The following is a 23,000-nucleotide window of genomic DNA, read 5'->3' as shown; positions in this document are numbered from 1 at the left end:
GTTTTGCCTCCTTATTATTTTTGCGATTGAATTGCCTTTCGTGCCAGTTTGTCTGCTTGACCATTCTGCTTTTCCGGAATCCATTTTATAAAAAAGTAAGGGAAATCGTCTGATGCTGCACGTATTTTCTCCAAAAGAGGAAGAAAGCGCTCGTTTTTTGTGAAATCTTTTTCAATTGTATCGACCGCAAGTTTGGAGTCGGACCGGAATGACAAAATTTCATCCGGGAACTGTATCAGGCAGATTTCCAAAGCGTTTACTATTGCAAGAAATTCCGCCTCATGATTGGACATCTTGCCCAAAGGAATTGAATATTCATATGTCTGTCCGGCAGCTTTTATATAAATACCCGCTCCACTGATTCCGGGATCACCGCTTGAAGCACCATCTGTATATACTTCAATCAATACGTGATTCATCCTTTCCATCCAGATGCTCATAACGTTGGTATACATCAATTGTAATAAAAATCATTGTTGAATACGAGAATCTGTTCTCAACGGTAAAGCGAAATTGTTGCAACCCTATTTTATCAATAGTTTAAAGAGATGGAAAAATTTTTAATTAATCCCGTAAAAGGTATTTTTGCCGGATAAAATTAAGTTATTATTAAATTTTTTCCAATGACAAGCCTGTTTTAGAGCGGTATAAAGAAATAAAATGAATTTTTATCTATTAGCCTTGAAAGACGTTTCGGGGTATAATGAAGTTAGTAAAAAGAACGGACGACATGAATATAATTGATGTGAATGGACTGCAAGGTGTTAAACAAGCGGGTTTTCAGGGTGGAAAGACAAATTGAAGTTCTAAATAAAAAGTAGGGATATTAAAGGTCGGGCAGGCTGGGGAGGTGCTTGTTTTATGGACAACAAAGAGGTTTTGGAAACAATACTGCAACAGCAAAAAGATTTCCAGCAAGAGTTCAGAACTGCAATGAAAAACCAGGACAACCGTTTCGAGAAACTGACAGGTGAGATGAACGGGCGTTTTGAAGCCCAAGATGATCGTATAGATAAACTAACATTAGAAATGAATGAGCGATTTGAGGCGCAGGATAACCGTTTTGACAAACTGACAAGCGAGATGAACTGTCGTTTTGAAGCGCAGGATGATCGTTTCAACAGGTTTGCTGAAGATGTGGATAAGCGATTTGAAAAACAAGAGAAAAGGTCAGACGAATTGGATAAGAAGATTGAATTGCTGACAACACAGACAGCACACGCCTTTGCTGACATTACAGATAAATTAATTGATATGGACAAAAAAGCTTGATGATACGATTGTCGCAAGGTATGAGATCAATTTTGTGAATGACAAAGTTAATCACCTGGAAAAAGAAATATTCCGGCTGAAAAATAATCAGTAAAATCTTTTAAATAATCCTTCATTGAACAAAATAAGGTAAAGAATGGAGGTTATATAATGGAAAATGAAAATCAACGTGCAAGGAAACAAGAAATTTTGGATCAAAGCAGACGCTCCGGAATGTCATATAATGAGGCAAAAGAATTTATAGCTCGAACAACCGGTGGACATGGTACGGAAATATACAGTGATACCGATGTTGAACAAGTCAAAAGGAAAAATCGGGAGTCCATGAACAATCGAAATTCGTAAACAAAGGAGCCTTTCTGAGGAAGGGCTCTTTTGTTTGGCAGTTGAGAAAGTATAAAATTCTTTCTTACTGCATAAGTACAACTATGGCTGTCACCCAAAGGCTTGGTGACAACCAAGTTTTCTAATGAATATGATTCGGCTCCGTCATTATACCCGAAACAAAATCCTCTTAATCATCAGTACAGATGACGCCAACCCAATAAAGCGGACAATACATAATTTTTGATAAAAGCTTTTGATCAAGCAAGCGCTTTTGTACTAACTAGAATGTACGCTATACTGAAGGGAATAGTTAGAAAAATTGGTAAAGGTGGGAGACAACGTGGTAACAAAAAGTTCAACGATAGGGATGATCGGTACAGGTGTGATGGGGAAAAGCATGGCGCGGAATCTGCAGCAGGCGGGATATTCAATCAATGTGTATACCCGAACAAAGCAGAAAGCCGAGGAACTGCTGGATGCTGGTGCCGGCTGGAAGGAATCAGTGACTGATTTAGCGGCTGAATCTGATATTATCATTACCATGTTAGGCTATCCGGCAGACGTGGAACGAGTTTATTTTGGTTCTGACGGATTGATTGAAAATGCCAAATCAGGTGCATATGTAATTGATATGACCACATCAAAACCTGCGCTGGCTCAGGAAATTTACCGGAAAGCAAAGAAGCGTGGCATTTATGCAATCGATGCACCTGTATCCGGTGGGGATGTTGGTGCAAGAAACGGGGCGCTGGCCATTATGGCCGGTGGTGATCAAAAAGTATTTGATGACATATATCCTATTTTTGATGTGCTTGGTGAAAATATCATTTTACAGGGGGAAGCAGGTGCCGGGCAGCACACTAAACTGGCAAACCAGATCGCAATCGCCACTAACATGATTGGGGTTTGTGAAGCGATTGTTTATGCGAAAAAAGCGGGGCTGAGTCCATCTCGGGTTCTTGACAGTATATCAACCGGAGCGGCAGGAAGTTTTTCATTATCCAAACTTGCACCGCGAATGTTGGAAGGAGACTATGCACCGGGATTTTATGTAAAACACTTTATTAAAGATATGACAATCGCATTAGAATCCGCGCAGAATATGGGCTTTTCAACACCAGGACTTGAGCTCTCCCTTGAACTGTATAAAAAACTTGCGGAAAAAGGTGAGGAAGACAGTGGAACACAGGCATTAATTAAATTGTTTGAAGCATAAATGATCAGTGGGATTGTCTGTAAAAAAACAGTCAATCCCACTGATGGTAAATTAATTATAACGCTTCCTCCGTTTTATCGCCGGAAAGTTTTTGTTCTTTGTCAGGCATCAGCAGGCTGAAAATAATCCCGAAAAATGCAGCGATGAAAAATGTCGTGAATTTGGAAGTGATGATACTTTCAAGCGGCGTGCTGATCCAAACGACAGTGGAAATCAGTCCTGCCAAAATGGTTGCGATTACACCGGCACCGGAGTATCGTTTCCAGAAAAACGCCATTAGAATTGCCGGGGAAAGAGTACAGCCGACACCTGCCCATGCCCAGCTTACTACCAGGTAGAGCAGTGATTCCGATACAAGCGCGATCGTCATCCCAATCAGTCCGAAAAAAATGACGGAAATCCGGGAAACCCAAATCAATTGTTTTTCAGTTAAATCAATTCCCATCGATTTGTTAATGATGTCTTCGCTCACCGAGCTTGTCACAACCATCAGCTGTGAATCGGCAGTAGTGATAATAGCGGCAAGGACCCCTGCCAGCAATATACCGGCTATCCAAGGCGGCATCAGCTCCAGAATCATCGTAGGAAGTATAATTTCAACATCTGCAAAAGAACCTTGACTGTACATTGTTATTGCACAAATACCAATCATGAATGCACCGCTATAGGCAAGGACTGTCCAAATTATTGCGACTATACTGCCCTGCTTCGCTTCTTTGTCATTTTTAAGTGCCATGAATCGGGCACTCAACTGTGGTTGTCCACCCAAAAATCCGAAAAACCATGAAAAATTGTTAAAGAATAAAACACCAATTGCGAAACCGGTTAATCCGCCAAACCAGGAATTAAACGAACTGCCCGCATCAGCAAGGGATTGACTAATCGACAAATCATTCGTGTTAATGTAGATTAGTGCAACAATCGGTAATACCACCAGTGTTATCAGCATCATGACACTTTGAATCATGTCTGTCCAGACGACTGAAATGAATCCTCCTGCAAAGGCAATTGCAATGATGACGATGGTTGAAAGGACTACACCAGTTACAGGCGGCATATCAAAGGTAGTAAAAAGCATCTTACCGGCACCTGCCATTTGGGCACCGACATAAAACATTAAAAATCCGGCAATTAGAAGTGTTGACAACCATCTGATCGTGTTGGCCTTCTCACTGAAACGGGCTGCCAAGTAATCAGGAAGAGTCAGGACACCGTATTTGTCAGTTTCACGCATGAACTTTTTTGCGAGAAACAGCCAAGCAAATATAATTCCTGTGGCAATCCCTGCTGCTACCCAAATCCCGGACAATCCCGACATAAATACAAAACCGGTATATCCCAATAACAGCCAAGCGGATTCACCTGTTGCACGTTCGGAAAATGCGAGAGCCCAGCCGGGAAGTTTCTTCCCGCCCAACAGGAAATCTGAGTGTGTTTCGCTTTTCCTGCTGAAAAAATAACCAATTCCCATAATTGCCACACAGTACACTACGAACTCAATAATGATAATACTCATTGTTTTCCTCCTAAAAAATGGATGTATTATGCTAATATTGTCCCTATACGTTTTTCAATGGCCCGCTTGTAAATAAGGTTGGCGGTTACCGTGTCGAATAAGGCCATACCTGTTGACTTGAAGATAATTGTTGAGTCGTGTTGAGAGACTGTCGATTCATTGGAGGTTATTAAATGTGCCATCGTTTTAATAGATGACCGGGAAATCCAATTCTCAGCAAGCGGTGTTGCGATGTCACCGGATTCCGTGATGGCATCTTCTGTGTCGATAAAAATATCGTCAGTTAGCTGGTAGAGTGAACGGGGAAATTCGCGCATTCCGGGCTGAAAAGACCCGATGCCAATAATTAATTTTCCTTTAAATAAACTCTGATCATCCGGAAGGACAGGTGTTTTGGCAGTAGTGGCGGTAATAATAATCTCGGCATTTTCAGCGGCCGCAGCTGCAGAATCCATTGCATGTATCTGTATGGCATTGTCAATCCATTGCTGCAATAATTCTTTATAGGAAGGAATTTTTGCAGCTGTCCGGTTAAATACATAAATGTCAGTTACCTGTCGTTCGGTGCAGGCTGCGACTGCCTGGTATAAACCCTGCACCCCAGTTCCGATAACAGCTATGGATGAGACATCCTGTTTAGCCAGGTGTCGGATTGCGGATCCGCCAATTGCACCGGTTCTGAATCCTGTTATAAATGAACCGTCCATCAACGCTTTTATTTCTCCGTTTTCCTGGTTGTTTAAAATGACAAGACCATGCAGAACCGGGCTTGTGGTATTGTTCGGAAATGATGATACTAACTTGGTTCCGATTGCATCATCTATGATACATGGCATAAGCAGCAGTGTGTTATCACCATCCGGAACCTGTATCCGTGTTGGCATCGTAAATTTCTTAGCTTGACAGATTTCATATGAATCATCGATGGCGTCAATCATGTCCTTCATGGAAACAGCGTCCCGGATATCATGTTCATTTAAAAATAACATCATATCTTCCTTTCTGTATAAATTGATCGATTAAACAATCGCACCTTCAATAAGCAGGTCTTTTTCAATAAATCGTTCAAACCGGAGCGGAGACAAATCAAGTGTCTGATATGTTCCGGTCATGATAAGTTCAGCCAATCCTTTGCCGACGGCCGGTGCCTGCTGCATGCCATGTCCACTGAAGCCGCATGCCATGTAATATCCGGCTAAATCCGGATGCTCCCCGATAATCGCATTTTGATCTTCGGTGTTATGGCTGTACATGCCAGCCCAGCCGCTGACAATTTTTGCCCGCATAAAATTGTCAATTCTGTTCCCGAGTATCGGCCAAAGCTCTTTCATGAAAAAATCACGCGACCATCTGAAATCTATGCCTGGTTTTACGTTTTCCGAGAAACCGGTAATCAGACTCTTTCCTTCATGACGAAAATAGACACCGGTAGGGTCAACGGTTAACGGCAAATCGTGTGTTAGCGGGTCGCCAATATCGAATTGAATAATTTGCCGCTTGAGCGGAATAATCGGTACCGGACAATTGATTTTTTCACTTAATGCTGGTGCCCATGGGCCTGCACAGTTAATAACAATTGGTGCATGGTATGTTTCTCCATTTGGCAGCTGTACCCCTGAGATCCCATTCCTATCGTATAAGATGGTCTCGACATTTTCGGAATGGTACACTGCGCCAAGTTTTTTTGCTTTTTTGGCATAGCCCTGCATGACGGAATATGGATCAAGATAGCCATCTTCCGGACTGTATAACCCTCCCTGAAGATCATGTATGTTCAGTTCCGGGGTGATTGTCAGTAATTCCTCGGGGGAGAGGAGGTTGGAATCAACGCCATATTGCCGCTGTAATTCAGACTGGTTTTCCAATTGAGTCATATTCTCATTTTTTGCTAAAAACAAATATCCCCGTTGTCTGAAGTCAATTTCTGCTTTTTCACCATCAATCGCCATATCATCCGGGAAGGTTTTATACTTCTGCAGGCTGTATCTGCTGATCTGTATGTTGATTGCTGTCGTGAAAAGCTGTCTTATTCCGCCAGCACTTCTTGGCGTTGAGGAAAATTCATAAATGGGGTCTTTTTCAAAAACGGTAACTTCACCGGTATATCCATCATTTAAAAGATTGTAGGCAATACTTGAGCCAATAACGCTTCCACCTACGATTATGATATCAGCAGACTTTTTCATGTAATCACCTCATCCAACAGTTTATCGATAATTCCTAAGATTTTATTTATTTATAACGCAAATTTATTAGCTGCGTCTATGGGCAGCTTATACAAAAATAATGTCTGGAAAGCGTATTATCGAAACTAAGTTTCTTATGTTACTATTAATCTAGCTGCAAAAGATGGGAGGGCACGCCGTGTGGAGGGATTTGTTCAATTTGCACAAAAGACTGTGAAAGCGGTTTCAGAAATTATTCCATTTTCCATAAGTGTAAGTAATGATGAGGGGTATATTATCGGGGACACAGATTCTTCACGAATCGGAACCATGCACAGTCCGTCTGTGGAGGTTATCGAAGAGAATAAAGTTATCCGGTTTACAGAAGAAAAAGCTGCATCGATGGAAAATGTATTACCCGGTGTTGCAGTTCCGCTAAACTTTGATAATAAGCCAGTGGGGGTATTGGGAATTATCGGAGACCCGGATGAAGTGGAATCATATGCAAACCTGGTTAAACGTTACGTGGAAATGATGTGGCAGGAGACTTTTCATGTTCAACTGGAGAATTTGAATGCGATGACACTTGAATCATTCGTTCAGTATGTACTGTTAAATGAATCAGTCAACCAGGAGCAGGTGGATCATTATTGCAGACTGCTCCGTATTGAACAAGATTGTATGCGGTTATGTATTGTAACGGATATTGGGAATCATTTATTGAAGCAAATGGATACGAGTCAAAAAATTCCATCTTCTGAAAGTCTGAAACAAACATTATTAAAATGTGTGGTTCGGGCGTATGACGGGAGCAGGGATAGTGTCTGTGCATTTTTAAATGCACAGCAAATTGTTTATTTGAAGCCACTTAAAAATGAGGGTACCTACCGTCATTTTATGGGGGAATTTCGTAACCGGGGTCACCGTCTTCAGGAAATGCTTCAGGTATACGGTATTGATGATGTAACGATTGCCGCCGGAAATTGTTGCACATCTCTTGAATGTGTTTTTCAATCTTACCGGGAAGCAGCGCTCTTGATGCAATATGGACGGAAGCAATCCATTACACCCGGGATTTACAATTATTATGATTGGGATGTGCTAATGGACATGCTGCCACATCACATTGATGCAAATTTGAAAAAAATTTTATTAAAGCGCTTAAAGCCCTTGATCAATGATGAATCATTCCCGCAGCTGAAACATGATTTTTTAACGTACTGCAGCTGTAACATGAATGTCAGCAGAACCGCAGAAGCATTGTTTGTTCATCGGAATACATTAATCTATCGTTTGAAAAAAATCAATGCTGCCACAGGCCTTGATACAGGCAGTTTTGAGCATTGTACACTTTTATATTTTGTTTTAAAAGAGTAGATGTACAGATTTGGAGGGAAGTTCCATGACATATCCAATCATAGCGGAAGAATACAGAGGCGGGATACTTGAAAATGCGCATCAGGGTATCATTTGTGCAGTTAATGGTGATAAAGATGTACTCTTTGAAAAGGGAGATGTCAGCCAGCAGGTATATTATCGGTCGTCGATGAAACCAATTCAGGCGATACCAGTATTTACAACTGATATCATGGAAAAATTTCAGCTTACCAATGAGGAGGCTGCTTTGTTTACGGCTTCACAACGCGGTGAGCGGTATCAGGAGGAGACACTGGAGCGTCTGATGGGAAAGCTTAACCTGTCAGAGGACATGCTGATCTGTAATCAAAGTTATCCGCTGAATGAAACGCCTAAGGAATCCTATATTCGGAATCAAAAGCCACGACGGAGATTATTACATAATTGTGCCGGCAAACATTTAGGATTTTTGGCATATGCACGGGAGAAAGGCTATGATTTGGATGGATATGGTGAGTTGGAGCATCCAATCCAGCAGAAGATTCTTCAGTATATAACTGAACTGTCGGAAACACCACTTGATGAAATTCATTCAGCGATTGATGGCTGTGGTGTCCCGGTACATGCTGTTTCACTGAAAAACATGGCGATTTCGTACTTGAAGATTGGTAATCCTATGCTGATTGAAAATTTTGAGGTGAGACGTTCGATTGAGAAGGTTGATAAGGTTATGCATGAAGCACCGGAAATAGTGGCGTCCCACCAATTTATCTGTACGGAACTTTTGACGGATTCAAATATTGTCGCAAAAGGCGGGGCACAAGGTGTTTATTGTTTGGCACTGAAAAAAGAAAAAATTGGTATTGCCTTAAAAGTGTTAAGCGGATCAGAACTTATCTGGCCGGTACTTGTTGCTGAACTGCTAAAGAAATTAGATTATAGTAACAAAGCGACAATTGATCGGTTGTTGAAGCTGCGGTCACATGAAATCGTTAATGATAATGGAAAAGCTGTTGGTCAAACAAAGATTATATTGTAGGGAGTGAGATAATCGTGCTGGAAGTTATCGTTCAGAACAGACAGGAAGCGATTGAAGCAGAAAAATTGGGAGCCGACAGGGTTGAACTGGTGTCAGCCATTCAGGAAGGAGGGTTGACCCCTAGTTTTGGCACGTTAAAACAGGTGCTTGGAAGTGTTAGTATACCGGTTCAAGTGATGATTCGCCCGCATAGTTATGGCTTTCATTATTCGGCGGAAGATATGGAGGTTATTAGGGGAGATGTCCAGGCGATATTGGACCTGGGTGGCAATGGAATTGTGTTTGGGGGATTAAATAGTGATAATACGATAAATGAACAGGCGCTTTCTGAAATTATAAAGATGGCACCGCGATTGGATATTACCTTTCACCGGGCGTTTGATGAAGTGGAATCACAGGAAACGGCGTATCGGTTACTTGCAAAATACAGGTCACATGTTAAACGTATTTTGACTTCCGGCGGCGCGAAAGATTGTGAACGCGGTAAAGAACAACTTAGCAGACTTGTTCGTTTGTCCAAGCAATTGGTTGGCCCTGTTATCATGGCGGGATCGGGCTTGTCGTCCGGAAATATTCTGGATGTTCATGAATCTGTTGGAGCTTGTGACTATCATTTTGGAAAGGCTGTTCGGATTGACAGGTCTTTTCGAAATGGCTTTGATTTTACAGTTTTTAATCAAATCAAAGGTTTAATCGATGGCTGAAATATTTTTCCCTGAAACAAATCTGCACCCAGAGTTTGGGCTAAGTTACTTGTTAACTAAACGATGAATTATCGTAGTGATTTTTTCAACTTGTTTAAATTGGTATATTTAGGGAACAGTTAAATAGACTAATTAATAGTGAGTTTCGTTGTAAAAGGAGTTGAAGAAATATGTCTGCAGAAACGATAAAATTACTTAAGAAAGAAGAGGTTGCAAACGATACAATGGCCTTTCATTGGGAAATGCCTGATGGTTTTGAATTCAGGGCCGGACAGTTTGGTGAATTTACCCTGATTAATCCAAGTGAAACAGATGAGGATGGAAACACAAGGCCATTTTCGTTTGTATATGCACCGTCGGAAAATGAGCTTGTTACGGCTACACGTATACGGGATTCTGCGTATAAGCGTGTGCTCAAGGATATGACAGAAGGAACTGAGGTGAAATTTGACGGACCGCACGGAAATTTCACTTTGCATAAAACGGAATCGACACCGGCAGTTTTTCTAATCGGCGGGATTGGTATCACTCCAATCAGGAGCATGATTGCTGAGGCAACAAAAAATAAGACATCACATGAGATGACACTGCTTTATTCCAACCATACTCCTGATGATGCGCCGTTTATGTCTGATTTGGAAAAGTTTGAGAAGCAAAATTCGAATTTTGAGTTTGTTCCGGTTATGACGCAGACTGATTCGGATGAATGGAACGGTGAAAACGGCCATATTGATGAGGAGATGTTGAAGCGCTACGTATCAGACGTGAGCAAACCGATATATTATCTTGCCGGTCCGCCGGATATGGTGAAAGCCATGTATAAGCTGCTTGTTGATGCCGGTGCAAACGAAGATAATATTCGTGCTGAAGAGTTTTCCGGATATTAAAATTAAACTGAATATGGAACAATCGAAATGTCATGGCGATTGCTGCCATGATATTTTTTTATTTCGAGAGGAGAGGACCGTCGAATTGCCGTGCCTCCCTCAATCGGGAAAAGTATTTGATACCGGTAAAATGACGATATGTTGTATAATGGATAGATTAGAAAGGAGGCAGTGAATATGAATCGAAAAGCATTTATTATGGCTTTTATTACCATCATTATCTGGGGCTCGACGTTCGCTGCCATCCGTGCTAGTCTGCACGGGGGATATAGCTCCGGTCATCTAGTACTGACGAGGTTTTTGATTGCTTCGGCAGTTTTTATTTTGTATGCTGTTTGGCCGGGAACGAAATTCCGGCTGCCTGCAAAGAAGGATCTGCTGAAAATTTTGCTGCTTGGCTGGATTGGTATCAGCGTCTATCATAGCGGGATTACTTTCGGTGAACAGACAGTGCCTGCCGGAACGACAGCAATGTTTGTCGCTTCAGCACCGATTTTTACGGCAATCATCGCCGCGATAGTTTTGAAAGAACGCCCGAGTCTTTATGGATGGACTGGGCTTGGCGTAGGTTTTTTCGGGATCTTTTTGATTACACTTGGTACACCTGGTTCGTCGTTCGGTGTTTCAGCAGGTGCGCTATTGATTATTATTGCGTCCATTGCTACATCAATCTTTTTTGTGTTTCAGAAACCTTTGCTTACGAAATATAGACCGGTTGAATTGACAGCGTATTTTACGTGGGCAGGAACTTTTCCTTTTTTTGTTTTCTCCCCGGGTTTGTTTGAAAGCATTCAGGGAGCCACATTGGAGGCAAATCTGTCGGCAATCTACGTCGGGATTTTCCCGGCGGCAATAGCTTATGTTACGTGGGCGATTGCCCTGTCCGCTGGTGAAGCAGGAGCCGTTACAAGTATGATGTATATCGAACCGGCATTTGCGATCTTAGTCGCCTGGGTTTGGCTGCATGAACTGCCGAGTCTTCTCTCTGTTGCCGGAGGGATAATCGCCATTGCAAGTGTCATTCTGGTCAATGCGTTTGAACGAAGGCGGCGTTTGAAAGAAAAGAAACTTTCGCATTGATACGTCTATATTATTTCGACGTGCATAGAGTAGTAAATGTGTATTTTATCAGAATGAGGAGGGTGGTTTATGGCGCATGGCAAGCATAATCTGGCAGTGGATGTGCCGATTCGGAATGTCTGGACGTTTGTATCGGATATGAATAACCTGGCGCCGTTAATTCCCGGATATGTTGAGCATGAAATTCACAGCAGTTCGCGATCTGTCTGGATTGCAAAAGGTGAAATCGGGCTTATTGAGAAATCTGTGCGTATGCAGCTTGATATTACTGATGTTAAGGAACCGGGGCTGATTGCATTTACGTTGAAAGGGTTAAATGAGAATTTTTCCGGTGATGGATATTTCAGCGCGGAAAAAATACATGATCAAAAGACGGTTATCACGGGTTGTCTGCGGATAAAAGCAAATGGATTAGCTGCACCAATGATGAATTCTGTGCTCAAAAAAATTGTACCTAAGGCGGCAAAGCGTTTCACAAGAACGGTAGCAAAAGGTATTGTCGAACGGGAACCGGCTATAATATCATAACATGTTTAACGGAAAGGAATTTGTGATAAATCCTTAATTAGGTATGCATTTAAGTTTTTCTGCCTAATAAAAGGAGGGTTTCACGTGGTAGTGTCTTATAAACACGAACCATTTACAAATTTTGCAGAGCAGGAAAATCGTCAGGAATATGAAGATGCACTGAGCAGAATGCGCCGGATGGATTTGGGAAAAGAATATCCGCTTGTTATTGGCGGACAGCGAATTTTTACCGATGATAAGCTGGAGTCATACAATCCATCCAATACATCCCAGCTGATCGGGTCTGTTTCCAAAGCGAAAAAAGCCCACATCGATCAGGCGATGGATGCTGCATATGAAGCATTTCAGGAATGGCGTGAATTTTCAGCTGAGGAACGTGCGGATGTCATGTTTAAAGCGGCTGCGATTGCACGCCGGCGTAAGCATGAAATTTCTTCCATGATGTCGTATGAAGCTGGTAAACCATGGGGGCAGGCTGACGCAGATACAGCGGAAGCGATTGACTTCATGGAATATTACGGGAGACAGATGATTGAGCTTGGTAAAGGAAAAGAGATCAATGATCGGCCGTTTGAGAATAATTCTTATTTTTATCAGCCGATAGGACCTGGCGTGGCAATTCCGCCATGGAACTTTGCGTTTGCCATCGTTTGCGGTACAACCGTTGGACCGATTGTTGCGGGAAATCCGGTACTGTTGAAGCCATCCGAAAACACACCGGTAATTGCGTATAAACTTATTGAAGTGCTGGAAGAAGCCGGATTGCCTGCCGGCGTTGTTAACTTCCTGCCAGGCGACCCGGAAGAACTCGGGGATTATATGGTCGATCATCCTAGAACACACTTTATTAATTTCACCGGTTCGAGGCAGACTGGTACCCGAATTATGAAACGCGCTGCTGAAGTGCAGGAAGGCCAAAACTTCCTGAAGCGTGTGGTCGCTGAAATGGGCGGTAAAGATACCATTATCGTGGACAATGAAGCAGATCTCGATCTGGCAGCTGAAGCGATTGCCCAGTCAGCGTTTGGGTTCCAGGGACAGAAGTGTTCCGCGTGTTCACGAGCTGTCATTCATGAAGATGTCTATGATGAAGTTCTGGAAAAAACCATCGAATACACAAAGGATATTTCGGTAGGAGACCCCGGTGCAGACAATCCGTATATGGGCGGAGTTATTAACCGGAAACAGTTTGATAAAATCAAAAATTATATCGAAATCGGCAAAAATGAAGCCAGTCTTGTATATGGCGGTGAGTCAGATGATTCCAAAGGGTATTACATTTATCCGACGATTTTCGCCGATGCAGCACCGAATGCAACCATCATGCAGGAAGAAATTTTCGGACCGGTTGTTGCGTTCGCAAAGGCAAAAGATTTTGATGAATTACTCGAAATTGCCAACAATACCGATTACGGCTTGACGGGTGCAGTTATTTCCAACAACCGCAAACATCTGAACCGTGCGCGGTATGATTTCCATGTCGGAAATTTATATTTCAATCGTGGCTGTACAGCATCGATTGTCGGTTATCATCCGTTCGGCGGGTTCAAAATGTCCGGAACAGACGCCAAGGCAGGTGGTCCGGATTATCTGCTGAACTTCCTTGAAGCAAAAACGGTTTCAGAAACACTATAAAGCTAAGTAAGGGGTCATTTCATTTGGCCCTTTTTTCATGAAAACTTTTTTTCTGGTAACCCTAACATTACATATCAATTCGTTTACATGAAGCATAGAATACTTTATAATCAATTAGGCATTAATCCGATAAATTTACTGGGGGTAATCAAATGAAAAAAGTTTTATATATCGTTTTGCTGGCGGGACTTATGCTTGTTCTTGCTGCATGCGGCGGATCCAATGAGGGAAACAAGCAGTCTGACAGTGCGAACAATTCTTCTGGAAGTCTGTTAGATCATGTAAAAGAAACCGGTGTGCTGACAGTTGGAACGGAAGGAACTTATGCACCATTCACATTCCACAATTCACAGGACAAATTGACCGGCTATGATGTGGAAGTCATCCGGGAAGTTGCCGATCGAATGGGTGTTGAAGTAGAGTTTATGGAAACGAAATGGGATGCCATGTTTGCTGGACTAAATTCGAAGCGATTTGATGTCATCGCAAACCAGGTGGGAATCAATAAGGAACGAAAAGCAAACTATGACTTCTCCATTCCGTATACGTATACATCCGCAGTGGTTGTCACTCCCAAAGAAAACAATAATGTCGACTCATTTGATGACATAAAAGGGAAGAAGTCTGCACAGTCGCTTACAAGTAATTTTGAAAAGATTGCTGAAGAACATGGAGCGGAAATTGTTAATGTGAAAGGTTTGGCTCAATCGATTGAATTGATCAAACAGGGCAGAGTGGATTTAACGGTAAATGATAGACTCGCTGTCCTTGACTATATTCAGAAACAGGGTGGAGAGCAAATTAAAATTGCTGCCAAACAAGATGACGCAACTAAAACGGCATTTACCTTTAACAAAGGAAACGAAAAACTGGTGAAAGCAGTCAATAAACAACTGAAAGCGATGAAAGAAGACGGCACATTGGCGAAAATAGGAAAAGAATGGTTTGGTGAAGATGTTTCTACCAAATAGTACGTTATTGACAATTGATGCAACGATGGGGGGCTGGGAGTTATTTAAAAACTCATTGCTGCCGATGATCATGGGCGGGATTCAATATACTATTCCGCTCACCTTAATAGCGTTCACGATTGGTCTTGCACTGGCATTGTTACTTGCAATCATGCGTCTTTCCAAGACACCGATTGTGCGTGCACCGTCCGTGGCGATTGTATCGGCTGTGCGCGGGACACCATTGCTTGTGCAGCTGTTTATTGTGTTTTACGGGCTGCCGAGTCTTGGTCTAACGATTGATCCATTTCCGAGCGCTGTCATTGCGTTTTCCATCAATGTTGGTGCCTATGCATCCGAAATTATTCGTGCATCGATTTTATCCATTTCAAAAGGGCAGTGGGAAGCGGCATACACCATCGGAATGACTCAGAACACAGCATTGCGGCGGATTATTATTCCACAGGCGGCAAGGGTTTCTGTGCCGCCATTGTCCAATACATTTATCAGTCTGGTGAAAGATACGTCGCTGGCATCACTGATTCTCGTAACGGAACTTTTCCGGAAAGCGCAGGAAATTGCTGCGGTTACGTATGATTTTATGCTGATTTATATTGAAGCGGCTCTTCTTTACTGGGTGGTTTGTTTTCTGTTGTCCCTTGTACAGCAGGCGATTGAGTCACGTCTCGAACGTCATATCTCGGCCTAGGAGGTGAGAAACCAGTGTATTTAAATGTTGAAGGTCTATCCAAGTCATTTGGCGACCTGGAAGTGTTGAAAAATATTGATTTAAACATCGAAAAAGGGAAAGTTCTGTCTATTATCGGCCCATCCGGTTCCGGGAAAACAACTTTACTGCGCTGCTTAAATGCCCTTGAACTGCCAAACAGGGGAAAGTTTACGTTTCATGATAATTTTAAGCTCGATTTTTCTGGGAAAATTTCTAAAAAAGAAGTTTTGAAGCTGCGCCGAAAATCCGGTATGGTGTTCCAATCATATAATCTGTTTCCGCACAAAACAGCGCTGGAAAATGTGACAGAGGGCCCGGTAATAGTACAAAAACGCAACAAAGAAAAGGAAAAGAAGTATGCGCTCGAACTCCTGACAAAAGTAGGCTTGCAGGATAAGGCAAATTTGTATCCGCATCAACTCTCCGGTGGTCAGCAGCAGCGGGTTGGCATTGCGCGGGCACTGGCGATTGAACCGGAACTGATGCTGTTTGATGAACCAACCTCTGCGCTTGATCCTGAACTGATCGGTGAAGTTTTAGCGGTTATGAAAGATCTGGCGAGAGAAAATTGGACTATGGCGGTCGTAACCCATGAATTGCAATTTGCTGAACAGGTTTCTGATGAGGTGATTTTCATGGACGGTGGTTATATTGTCGAGCAAGGTTTGCCTGAAAAGGTTTTGAAGGCACCAAAAGAAGAACGAACCCAGCAATTTTTGCAGCGGATTCTAAATCCGTCCTAATGCAAAAAACACCTTTCCTGCTTTGGCTGATGGAAAGGTGTTTTTTGATAATAAAAACGCTGACCCTTCGCAGGACAAGCGTTGTGAGTATGGAGCATATCGGGCTCGAACCGATGACCTCATCGCTGCCAGCGATGCGCTCTCCCAGCTGAGCTAATGCCCCGTTAAGTCCGATATTAATTATATGCTTTTTGAGCAGATTTTTCAAGGACTTTTTTAAAAAATAGGATAGCACTAACATAAAGGTTGATCGTTGATAGTCGATTGAGTCAAACATCAACCGTACGGGGCAAACATCAACCGCAAGCCGGAAACATCGACCATACGAGTACAAAGCGGAGAACATCGACCGTACGGTACAAACATCAACCGTAAGCGGAGAACATCGACCGTACGGTACAAACATCAACCGTAAGCCGGAAACATCAACGATACGAGTACAAACATCAACCGTAAGCCGGAAACATCAACCATACGGGTCAAACATCAACCGCAAGCCGGAAACATCAACCGTAAACAAGGAAACGTCACCGAAACATCTGTTTATCGAAAAATAAATTTCCCGGTAATACTGTAATCGGTAACGCTTCCAATAAAAATAATAAAAAAATGGTTGACCTTATGCTGAAAACAGTATATGATAGTCCGCAATATAATTTTTTTGTAACGTCATTAAATATAATTATATAAAAAAATCCCAGCACTTACTTTTAACGTGGTGAATGCTGGATTTTTAAGGAAATCGATGAAGAGAACGAGAGGCAACGTTTATATTCACAGAGATTCGGGGAGGCTGGAATCCCGAAAGTATATGTTGCTTCAACACCATCTCTGAGTGCCGGACCGAACGGCGGGGATCCCCCTACCAAGGAGTCCTCCAGTAAGTCCGGCCGGGTGCAGGACATGTGCACCTGTTATCAAAAACCTGACTGTAATTCATTGCAGTCATACGAGGTAGCATTTGCGAGAATGCTATAAAACCGGGTGGAACCGCGAAAAGTGGACCCTTTTCGTCCCGATAATTCTGATTTGAGCAGAATTATGGGGCGTAAAGGGTCTTTTTATATTCTATAAATGGGGTGAAAAACATGGATAAAGAAATTTCTGTCGGACTAATGGGTTTTGGAACAGTTGGCATTGGGGTTTATCGGTTAATCGAAAATCATAAAGAAAAGTTACAGCATCAGCTTGGCTGCCATATTTCAGTTAAACGGATTTTGGTTGTGGATCCGGATAAAGACCGGGATATTCGTGTGGCTCCCGATTTAATGACGGTCCATGCTGCAGATATATTGGAGGACCCTGAAATTGATATTGTAATTGAAGTGATGGGTGGTATTGAAAGGACGCGGGAACTACTGAACAGGGCATTTCAGAATAAAAAGCACGTTGTCACTGCCAACAAGGATTTGATGGCATTGCATGGAAACGAACTTGAGGATGCTGCCTCCCGCAACAACTGCGATTTATTTTATGAAGCAAGTGTTGCTGGCGGGATTCCGATTATCCGTGCGGTGAAGGATGGCCTTGTGGCTGATGAAATTAATAAAATTATGGGAATTGTCAACGGTACTACCAACTATATTTTAACACGGATGGATGATGAAGGTCTGTCCTATGAAGATGCACTGCACGAAGCGAAGGAACTTGGGTTTGCTGAAGCAGATCCATCAGGTGATGTGGAAGGACTCGATGCAGCCAGAAAAATGGCTATTCTTGCCAGACTTGCCTTCTCAGTGCCTGTGGAGTTATCCGATGTGGAAGTAAAAGGGATCAGGGACTTTCCGGTTGATGACTTGAAATTCGGCAAGCAGCTCGGTCTGACAATGAAGTTGATCGGGTTTACACATGTCCGTGATCATGAAGTTGAAGTGAGTGTGGAACCGGCATTTTTACCGGAAAATCATCCGCTCGCTGCCGTGAAAAATGAGAACAATGCTGTATTTGTAAACAGTGCAGCGGTTGGAGAAACGATGTATTACGGACCTGGTGCCGGTAGTCTGCCGACTGCAGCAGCTGTTATGTCGGACGTTGCTGCGGTGGTAAATAATATTTTATCCGGTATTCCTGGCCAAAGTTATTTGGAACCTTGTTATGAAAAGAAAATTCTCGCCTCCAATCAGCGCTTTGGCAGTTATTATGTGAGGTTGCACGTGAAGGATGTTTGCGGCACATTCACGGTCATTTCGTCGATTTTTAATGAACTTGATGTAAGCTTTGAACGAATTTTGCAGGTGCCAAAGAAGAAGGATAATGGTACTGCAGAAGTAATTATCGTAACACATGAAACAACAAAGGATAATATGGGGCAAGCACTCAGCAATCTGCAAAAATCAGATGTTGTGGAAGAAGTAAAAAGTTCCTATCGAATTGAAGGAGGAGTAGAACGATGAACTGGCGTGGCATCATTGATCACTATCAAGAATTTTTACCTGTATCAGAAGCAACTCCTGGATTGACGCTTCATGAAGGAAATACACCGCTTATTTATTTTGAAAATTTATCAGCGGATCTGGGTATCACACTGTATGGAAAAGTGGAAGGTGCCAATCCGACAGGTTCGTTTAAAGACCGTGGCATGGTGCTTGCGGTTGCCAAGGCAGCAGAGGAAGGCAGCAAATCGGTGATCTGTGCATCGACCGGCAATACGTCTGCGTCAGCCGCAGCATATGCCGCAAGGGCTGGCATGCACGCACTGATTATTATCCCTAAAGGAAAAATTGCGCTCGGAAAACTGGCTCAGGCAAAAATGTACGGAGCGGAGATAATTGAGATTGAAGGTAATTTTGATGATGCGCTAAGGATGGTCCGGAAAATAACCGAGCAGACTCCGGTTACTTTAGTCAATTCGGTTAATCCATATCGGCTGGAAGGACAGAAGACAGCGGCATTTGAAGTGTGTGATTATCTTGGAGCAGCACCGGATATTTTAGCGATCCCGGTCGGAAATGCCGGAAACATCAGTGCCTACTGGAGAGGGTTTAAAGAATACAACAAAGCGAAAGGAGTGGGACTGCCACGAATGTTCGGGTTTGAAGCAGAGGGTGCCGCAGCCATTGTGAATAATCAGGTGATTGACGATCCGGAAACAGTGGCAACCGCTATCCGCATCGGTAATCCGGCGAGCTGGGAACTGGCCGTTGCAGCACAGGATGAATCAGGCGGTAAAATTGACGCCGTAACGGATGCAGAAATTTTGGAGGCATTCCAGTTGTTGACGCGAAAAGAGGGGATTTTTGCTGAGCCTGGATCATGTGCATCCATTGCCGGTCTTATAAAACAATGCCGGGCAGGAGCCATTGAACCAGGAAGTACGGCTACAGCGGTATTGACAGGGAACGGATTAAAGGACCCGCAAACTGCAATGGATCAGGTGCATGTTGACCCGGTTTCACTGCCAAACGATGAAGAAGCCGTCGTCGATTATGTGCTTGGGAAGGTGCGGTCATGAAAAAATTCAGCATTTCCATTCCGGCCTCCTCCGGTAACCTGGGGCCCGGATTTGACTCCGCCGGTATGGCGTTGAACCTTTATTTAACACTGCATGTGGAGGAGCGGGGGCAATGGGAAATTTTGCATGAGTCTCCATATTTGCCATCAGTCACTGATTATACAGAGCATCTTATTTATCAGACTGCGGAAAAAGTTGCAATACGTTATCAGAAGCAGCTTCCGGGTTGTAAAGTGACGATCGAAAGTGATATCCCGCTGGCACGTGGGCTTGGAAGCAGCGCGTCAGCTGTTCTGGCGGGCATTGAGCTGGCTAATCAGCTTTGTGACTTGAATCTGACCAGCGAGCAAAAATTGCAGTACGGCACAGAAATTGAAGGGCATCCAGATAATGTTGCACCAGCATTATACGGTGGGATTGTTTTCAGCGCAGAGACTGCTGATGGAATTATTGAACACTTGAAAACCGGGCCTGGTGGACTTGAGCTTGTTATTTATATCCCGGATACCGAGTTGAAAACAGAGAAGGCCCGCCGCTTGGTTCCTGACACGTTTTCCAGAAATCATGCTTCGTCTGCCAGCGCGATAAGCAATGTGATGGTCGCAGCAATGCTGTCAGGAGATTATGCGCTTGCTGGCAGAATGATGGAGCGGGATATGTTTCATGAACCATACCGCGCAGAGGTCATTCCGAATTATGAACTGATCCGCCGCAATGCTAAAAAGAAAGGTGCCTTTGGAACGGTTATCAGCGGTGCGGGACCGTCAATGATTTCGTTTGTGCCGGATGGTGAAGGAAAGCGAGTTTGCAGGGATATGAAGGAAGTACTTTCTGATTATGACGTAGCGGTGTTAAAAATTGATGAAATGGGATTAAAGGTTGAAAAATAGTCTGGGCTGAAGATGGCGCCCAGGCTATTTTTTTGCCAGAAAAGAAATATCAAACTTTCTAATCTGCAAAAGTGCAACTAAGGCATTCCATAAAACTTGGATGTTGTTGATTGCTGCTTTTTATACATTTGGCACCAGCCTCTTATAAACAGGGTAATTTTCCCAAAAATCGCTGCTTCCAAATCATCACCATTGACAAAATATGAAAATTCATTATATACTTTATTCAACAATGTTGAATAAAAAGAAACTAAAATAGAATATATTTGTCGAATGTTGAACAAAAATATGTAAGCGTATTCAAATGGAGGGATTGATGTGACGTCACGTTTGTCGGGATTCTATAAAATGACGCCCAAACAGCGGCTGGATAAAGTAGCTGAACATCTTGACGGCGGGCTTACCGAAGACGAGAAAAAGGTTTTGAGCGGCAAGCGTGGATTCACCACTGAAGATGCAGATCATATGGTGGAAAATGTGATTGGCTATTTACCGATCCCACTTGGTGTCGCGGTGAACTTTAAAGTGAATGGTGAGGATGTAATCGTTCCTATGGCGACAGAAGAGCCGTCAGTGATTGCTGCTGCGAGTCATGCCGCTAAATTCTCGTATGATGCAGGTGGTTTTACGACGTCATACTCCGGGTCGATTATGCGTGGTCAGGTTCAGGTAACGAAGCTGAAAAATCCTTACACGAAGATGGCCAAAATTTATGAAAACAAAGAGAAGATTATTAGGTTATGCAATGAACAGGACCGGACACTGGTATCGTTTGGCGGTGGAGCGAAGGATCTTGATGTCCGTATCATTCCGGCAAATGGTGAAGAAGTGCTTGTTATCCACCTGCTGATTGATACGAAAGATGCCATGGGTGCTAATGCGGTAAATACGATGGCTGAAGCTGTAACACCTTTAGTCGAAAAAATAACCGGCGGTGAGGTTGTCCTGCGCATTTTGTCCAACCTAGCTGATAAGCGCGTTGTTCGGGCACGTGCAACGTTCCAAAATCCATTTGACGGAGATGAAGCGAAAATGGATAAATTTTTAAGTGCCCACCAACTCGCGGTTGCTGATCCGTACCGTGCTGCGACACATAACAAGGGGATTATGAATGGCATCTCTGCAGTTGTGCTGGCAACCGGTAATGATACAAGAGCAATTGAGGCAGGTGCGCATGCCTATGCAGCCGTATCCGGAAGGTATCAATCACTGACACAATTTGAGCGGAACGGCGACTCGATAACAGGAATGATTGAGATTCCATTGGCTGTGGGTTTGGTTGGCGGTGCTACACAATCGCATCAAGTCGCAAAACTTGCAGCAAAAATTTTGCAGGCAACAACTGCCGAACGACTGGCGGGTATCATTGCATCAGTCGGGCTGGCACAGAACTTTGCCGCGCTGAAAGCATTGGCTGGAGACGGTATTCAAAAGGGACACATGAAACTGCACGTGCGTAATATGGCAATGACGGCAGGTGCAAATGATAACCAGCTTGATGAAGTTGTTCGCATTGCATCAGAGCAAGGGAAATTTGGTTTTGATGAGATAAACGGAATTATTCAGTCACTTAACCAAAATGAGGAGGAATAAGTATGTTACAATGGCCAAAATATGTTCAGCTGAAAGAAGTTGGTCCGCGTGACGGACTGCAGAATGAAAAAATTTGGGTGCCAACAGAGGATAAGATTGCTTGGATTAACAAGTTGTCTGAGTCAGGCGTAAGGGAAATTGAGTTTTCATCGTTTGTTAACCCGAAATGGATTCCAGCGTTAGCTGATGCGCGTGAGGTTGGCATGCGGATTAAAAGAAATCCGGATACATCCTATTCCGCACTTGTTCCCAACATGAAAGGTCTAGAATATGCTCTGGAAGCAGAAGTTGATGGTGCATCCGTATTTATGTCGGCAAGTGAAACGCATAACCGGAAGAATATCAACAAATCAATTGACGACACATATCCGGTGCTGGGTGAAGTTATACAAGAGGCGAAAAACGCCGGAAAACAGGTAACCGGTTATGTGTCAACTGTATTTGACTGTCCGTATGAAGGGAAAATAAATCCGGATCAGGTATTGCGCGTGTGTGATAAGCTGTTTGAAAGTGGTGCAGACAATCTTTCACTGGGCGATACAATAGGTTCGGCGGTTCCTTCACAGGTGGAAGCGTTGCTGGAGGCAGTATTGGCCCGTTTTCCGGAAGATAAAATTATCATGCATTTTCATAACACACGAGGTATGGCTATTGCAAACATCATGACATCGCTCCGCTATGGTATCACCCGGTTTGACAGTGCTGTCGGAGGACTTGGCGGCTGTCCATATGCGCCAGGTGCAGCAGGAAATGTGGCAACAAATGATGTGTTATATTTATTACACGGACTTGGAATTGAAACTGGCATCGATGACAGTAAAATAGAGGAGGCAGCATTTTTTATCCAGGATAAATTGGAAAAAAAACTTCCAAGTAAATCACTTGCATATGCTGCAAGCGCCAAATGAAAGTCCCGTA

General features: G+C 43.2%; 22 protein-coding genes and 1 tRNA gene. 18 read left to right on the top strand and 5 right to left on the bottom strand.

The genetic code is table 11. The features are described 5' to 3' along the window. Window positions 1–14: 14 nt before the first annotated feature. Window positions 15–407, bottom strand: a complete 393-nt coding sequence (locus HUX68_RS08450) for a reverse transcriptase-like protein (protein ID WP_174616393.1) — start codon at window positions 405–407, stop codon at window positions 15–17. 454 nt (window positions 408–861) lie between these two features. On the opposite strand from HUX68_RS08450, the gene HUX68_RS08445 reads away from it, so the two are divergent. The 3 genes from HUX68_RS08445 to HUX68_RS08435 all read left to right on the top strand — a co-directional run bounded on the left by HUX68_RS08445 (window position 862) and on the right by HUX68_RS08435 (window position 2,815). Beyond that, complete coding sequence (locus tag HUX68_RS08445; RefSeq protein WP_174614412.1) at window positions 862–1,272, top strand: hypothetical protein; 411 nt, start codon at window positions 862–864, stop codon at window positions 1,270–1,272. Window positions 1,273–1,422: 150 nt separating this feature from the next. Further along, window positions 1,423–1,617 carry a hypothetical protein gene (locus tag HUX68_RS08440; protein WP_174614411.1) on the top strand — a complete coding sequence of 65 codons (195 nt, stop codon included), beginning with the start codon at window positions 1,423–1,425 and terminating at the stop codon, window positions 1,615–1,617. 322 nt (window positions 1,618–1,939) lie between these two features. Then, window positions 1,940–2,815 carry an NAD(P)-dependent oxidoreductase gene (locus tag HUX68_RS08435; protein ID WP_174614410.1) on the top strand — a complete coding sequence of 292 codons (876 nt, stop codon included), beginning with the start codon at window positions 1,940–1,942 and terminating at the stop codon, window positions 2,813–2,815. A gap of 55 nt (window positions 2,816–2,870) precedes the next feature. Here HUX68_RS08435 and HUX68_RS08430 read toward each other — a convergent pair whose 3' ends face one another. The 3 genes from HUX68_RS08430 to HUX68_RS08420 are packed head-to-tail and all read right to left on the bottom strand — an operon-like array spanning window position 2,871 to window position 6,517. After that, window positions 2,871–4,331 carry a sodium/proline symporter gene (locus tag HUX68_RS08430; RefSeq protein ID WP_174614409.1) on the bottom strand — a complete coding sequence of 487 codons (1,461 nt, stop codon included), beginning with the start codon at window positions 4,329–4,331 and terminating at the stop codon, window positions 2,871–2,873. Window positions 4,332–4,357: 26 nt separating this feature from the next. Beyond that, window positions 4,358–5,320, bottom strand: coding sequence for an ornithine cyclodeaminase family protein (locus tag HUX68_RS08425; RefSeq protein ID WP_174614408.1), 963 nt, complete (start codon window positions 5,318–5,320; stop codon window positions 4,358–4,360). A gap of 30 nt (window positions 5,321–5,350) precedes the next feature. Further along, entirely contained in the window at window positions 5,351–6,517 is a 1,167-nt protein-coding gene (locus HUX68_RS08420) for an NAD(P)/FAD-dependent oxidoreductase (protein WP_174614407.1), read from the bottom strand. A gap of 180 nt (window positions 6,518–6,697) precedes the next feature. On the opposite strand from HUX68_RS08420, the gene HUX68_RS08415 reads away from it, so the two are divergent. The 10 genes from HUX68_RS08415 to HUX68_RS08370 all read left to right on the top strand — a co-directional run bounded on the left by HUX68_RS08415 (window position 6,698) and on the right by HUX68_RS08370 (window position 16,148). Continuing rightward, complete coding sequence (locus HUX68_RS08415) at window positions 6,698–7,873, top strand: CdaR family transcriptional regulator (RefSeq protein ID WP_174614406.1); 1,176 nt, start codon at window positions 6,698–6,700, stop codon at window positions 7,871–7,873. A gap of 25 nt (window positions 7,874–7,898) precedes the next feature. Beyond that, complete coding sequence (locus HUX68_RS08410) at window positions 7,899–8,891, top strand: asparaginase (protein WP_174614405.1); 993 nt, start codon at window positions 7,899–7,901, stop codon at window positions 8,889–8,891. A 14-nt stretch (window positions 8,892–8,905) separates the two neighbouring features. Further along, entirely contained in the window at window positions 8,906–9,595 is a 690-nt protein-coding gene (locus HUX68_RS08405) for a copper homeostasis protein CutC (protein WP_246206633.1), read from the top strand. Between the two features lie 170 nt (window positions 9,596–9,765). Then, a complete protein-coding gene (locus tag HUX68_RS08400) occupies window positions 9,766–10,482 on the top strand; it encodes an FAD-dependent oxidoreductase (protein ID WP_174614404.1) in 717 nt (238 codons plus the stop codon). A gap of 177 nt (window positions 10,483–10,659) precedes the next feature. Continuing rightward, on the top strand, window positions 10,660–11,562 hold the full coding sequence (locus tag HUX68_RS08395) for a DMT family transporter (RefSeq protein WP_174614403.1): 903 nt from the start codon (window positions 10,660–10,662) through the stop codon (window positions 11,560–11,562). Between the two features lie 69 nt (window positions 11,563–11,631). Beyond that, the gene (locus HUX68_RS08390; RefSeq protein WP_174614402.1) at window positions 11,632–12,090 is read left to right on the top strand and encodes an SRPBCC family protein; all 459 of its coding nucleotides are present in this window, start codon (window positions 11,632–11,634) and stop codon (window positions 12,088–12,090) included. Between the two features lie 84 nt (window positions 12,091–12,174). Further along, the gene (pruA, locus tag HUX68_RS08385) at window positions 12,175–13,725 is read left to right on the top strand and encodes an L-glutamate gamma-semialdehyde dehydrogenase (protein WP_174614401.1); all 1,551 of its coding nucleotides are present in this window, start codon (window positions 12,175–12,177) and stop codon (window positions 13,723–13,725) included. Window positions 13,726–13,877: 152 nt separating this feature from the next. Then, window positions 13,878–14,696, top strand: a complete 819-nt coding sequence (locus HUX68_RS08380; RefSeq protein ID WP_174614400.1) for an amino acid ABC transporter substrate-binding protein — start codon at window positions 13,878–13,880, stop codon at window positions 14,694–14,696. Further along, window positions 14,680–15,384, top strand: a complete 705-nt coding sequence (locus HUX68_RS08375; RefSeq protein WP_174616391.1) for an amino acid ABC transporter permease — start codon at window positions 14,680–14,682, stop codon at window positions 15,382–15,384. The genes HUX68_RS08380 and HUX68_RS08375 overlap by 17 nt, the downstream gene beginning before the upstream one ends. Window positions 15,385–15,398: 14 nt before the next feature. Then, complete coding sequence (locus HUX68_RS08370) at window positions 15,399–16,148, top strand: amino acid ABC transporter ATP-binding protein (protein ID WP_174614399.1); 750 nt, start codon at window positions 15,399–15,401, stop codon at window positions 16,146–16,148. 90 nt (window positions 16,149–16,238) lie between these two features. Here the strand turns inward: HUX68_RS08370 and HUX68_RS08365 are convergent. Beyond that, window positions 16,239–16,311: transfer RNA gene (locus HUX68_RS08365), tRNA-Ala, on the bottom strand. Window positions 16,312–17,236: 925 nt separating this feature from the next. Between HUX68_RS08365 and HUX68_RS08360 the strand changes: the two genes are divergently transcribed. The 5 genes from HUX68_RS08360 to HUX68_RS08340 all read left to right on the top strand — a co-directional run bounded on the left by HUX68_RS08360 (window position 17,237) and on the right by HUX68_RS08340 (window position 22,990). Beyond that, window positions 17,237–18,541 carry a homoserine dehydrogenase gene (locus HUX68_RS08360; RefSeq protein WP_174614398.1) on the top strand — a complete coding sequence of 435 codons (1,305 nt, stop codon included), beginning with the start codon at window positions 17,237–17,239 and terminating at the stop codon, window positions 18,539–18,541. Further along, window positions 18,538–19,599 (top strand): threonine synthase, encoded by a 1,062-nt coding sequence (gene thrC, locus HUX68_RS08355; RefSeq protein ID WP_174614397.1) that lies wholly within the window; start codon window positions 18,538–18,540, stop codon window positions 19,597–19,599. The genes HUX68_RS08360 and thrC overlap by 4 nt, the downstream gene beginning before the upstream one ends. Beyond that, window positions 19,596–20,489 (top strand): homoserine kinase, encoded by an 894-nt coding sequence (thrB, locus tag HUX68_RS08350; protein ID WP_174614396.1) that lies wholly within the window; start codon window positions 19,596–19,598, stop codon window positions 20,487–20,489. The genes thrC and thrB overlap by 4 nt, the downstream gene beginning before the upstream one ends. Before the next feature lie 318 nt (window positions 20,490–20,807). After that, a complete protein-coding gene (locus HUX68_RS08345; RefSeq protein ID WP_174614395.1) occupies window positions 20,808–22,082 on the top strand; it encodes a hydroxymethylglutaryl-CoA reductase, degradative in 1,275 nt (424 codons plus the stop codon). Between the two features lie 2 nt (window positions 22,083–22,084). Then, window positions 22,085–22,990 (top strand): hydroxymethylglutaryl-CoA lyase, encoded by a 906-nt coding sequence (locus HUX68_RS08340; protein WP_174614394.1) that lies wholly within the window; start codon window positions 22,085–22,087, stop codon window positions 22,988–22,990. Window positions 22,991–23,000 lie beyond the last annotated feature (10 nt).

The organism is Virgibacillus ihumii (assembly GCF_902726655.1).
GTDB lineage: Bacteria > Bacillota > Bacilli > Bacillales > Amphibacillaceae > Lentibacillus > Lentibacillus ihumii.
The sequence above is the reverse complement of the archived record's forward strand: the minus strand, read 5'-3'. Positions and strand labels throughout refer to the sequence as shown.

Excerpts from the sequence above, each read along its gene's own strand:
- HUX68_RS08360 (WP_174614398.1), top strand. The coding sequence starts at position 17,237 with ATGGATAAAGAAATTTCTGTCGGACTAATGGGTTTTGGAACAGTTGGC.
- thrB (WP_174614396.1), top strand. The coding sequence starts at position 19,596 with ATGAAAAAATTCAGCATTTCCATTCCGGCCTCCTCCGGTAACCTGGGG.
- HUX68_RS08445 (WP_174614412.1), top strand. The coding sequence starts at position 862 with ATGGACAACAAAGAGGTTTTGGAAACAATACTGCAACAGCAAAAAGAT.
- HUX68_RS08410 (WP_174614405.1), top strand. The coding sequence starts at position 7,899 with ATGACATATCCAATCATAGCGGAAGAATACAGAGGCGGGATACTTGAA.
- HUX68_RS08425 (WP_174614408.1), bottom strand. The coding sequence starts at position 5,320 with ATGTTATTTTTAAATGAACATGATATCCGGGACGCTGTTTCCATGAAG.
- HUX68_RS08430 (WP_174614409.1), bottom strand. The coding sequence starts at position 4,331 with ATGAGTATTATCATTATTGAGTTCGTAGTGTACTGTGTGGCAATTATG.
- HUX68_RS08420 (WP_174614407.1), bottom strand. The coding sequence starts at position 6,517 with ATGAAAAAGTCTGCTGATATCATAATCGTAGGTGGAAGCGTTATTGGC.
- HUX68_RS08390 (WP_174614402.1), top strand. The coding sequence starts at position 11,632 with ATGGCGCATGGCAAGCATAATCTGGCAGTGGATGTGCCGATTCGGAAT.
- HUX68_RS08400 (WP_174614404.1), top strand. The coding sequence starts at position 9,766 with ATGTCTGCAGAAACGATAAAATTACTTAAGAAAGAAGAGGTTGCAAAC.
- HUX68_RS08340 (WP_174614394.1), top strand. The coding sequence starts at position 22,085 with ATGTTACAATGGCCAAAATATGTTCAGCTGAAAGAAGTTGGTCCGCGT.
- HUX68_RS08395 (WP_174614403.1), top strand. The coding sequence starts at position 10,660 with ATGAATCGAAAAGCATTTATTATGGCTTTTATTACCATCATTATCTGG.
- HUX68_RS08380 (WP_174614400.1), top strand. The coding sequence starts at position 13,878 with ATGAAAAAAGTTTTATATATCGTTTTGCTGGCGGGACTTATGCTTGTT.
- thrC (WP_174614397.1), top strand. The coding sequence starts at position 18,538 with ATGAACTGGCGTGGCATCATTGATCACTATCAAGAATTTTTACCTGTA.
- HUX68_RS08440 (WP_174614411.1), top strand. The coding sequence starts at position 1,423 with ATGGAAAATGAAAATCAACGTGCAAGGAAACAAGAAATTTTGGATCAA.
- HUX68_RS08375 (WP_174616391.1), top strand. The coding sequence starts at position 14,680 with ATGTTTCTACCAAATAGTACGTTATTGACAATTGATGCAACGATGGGG.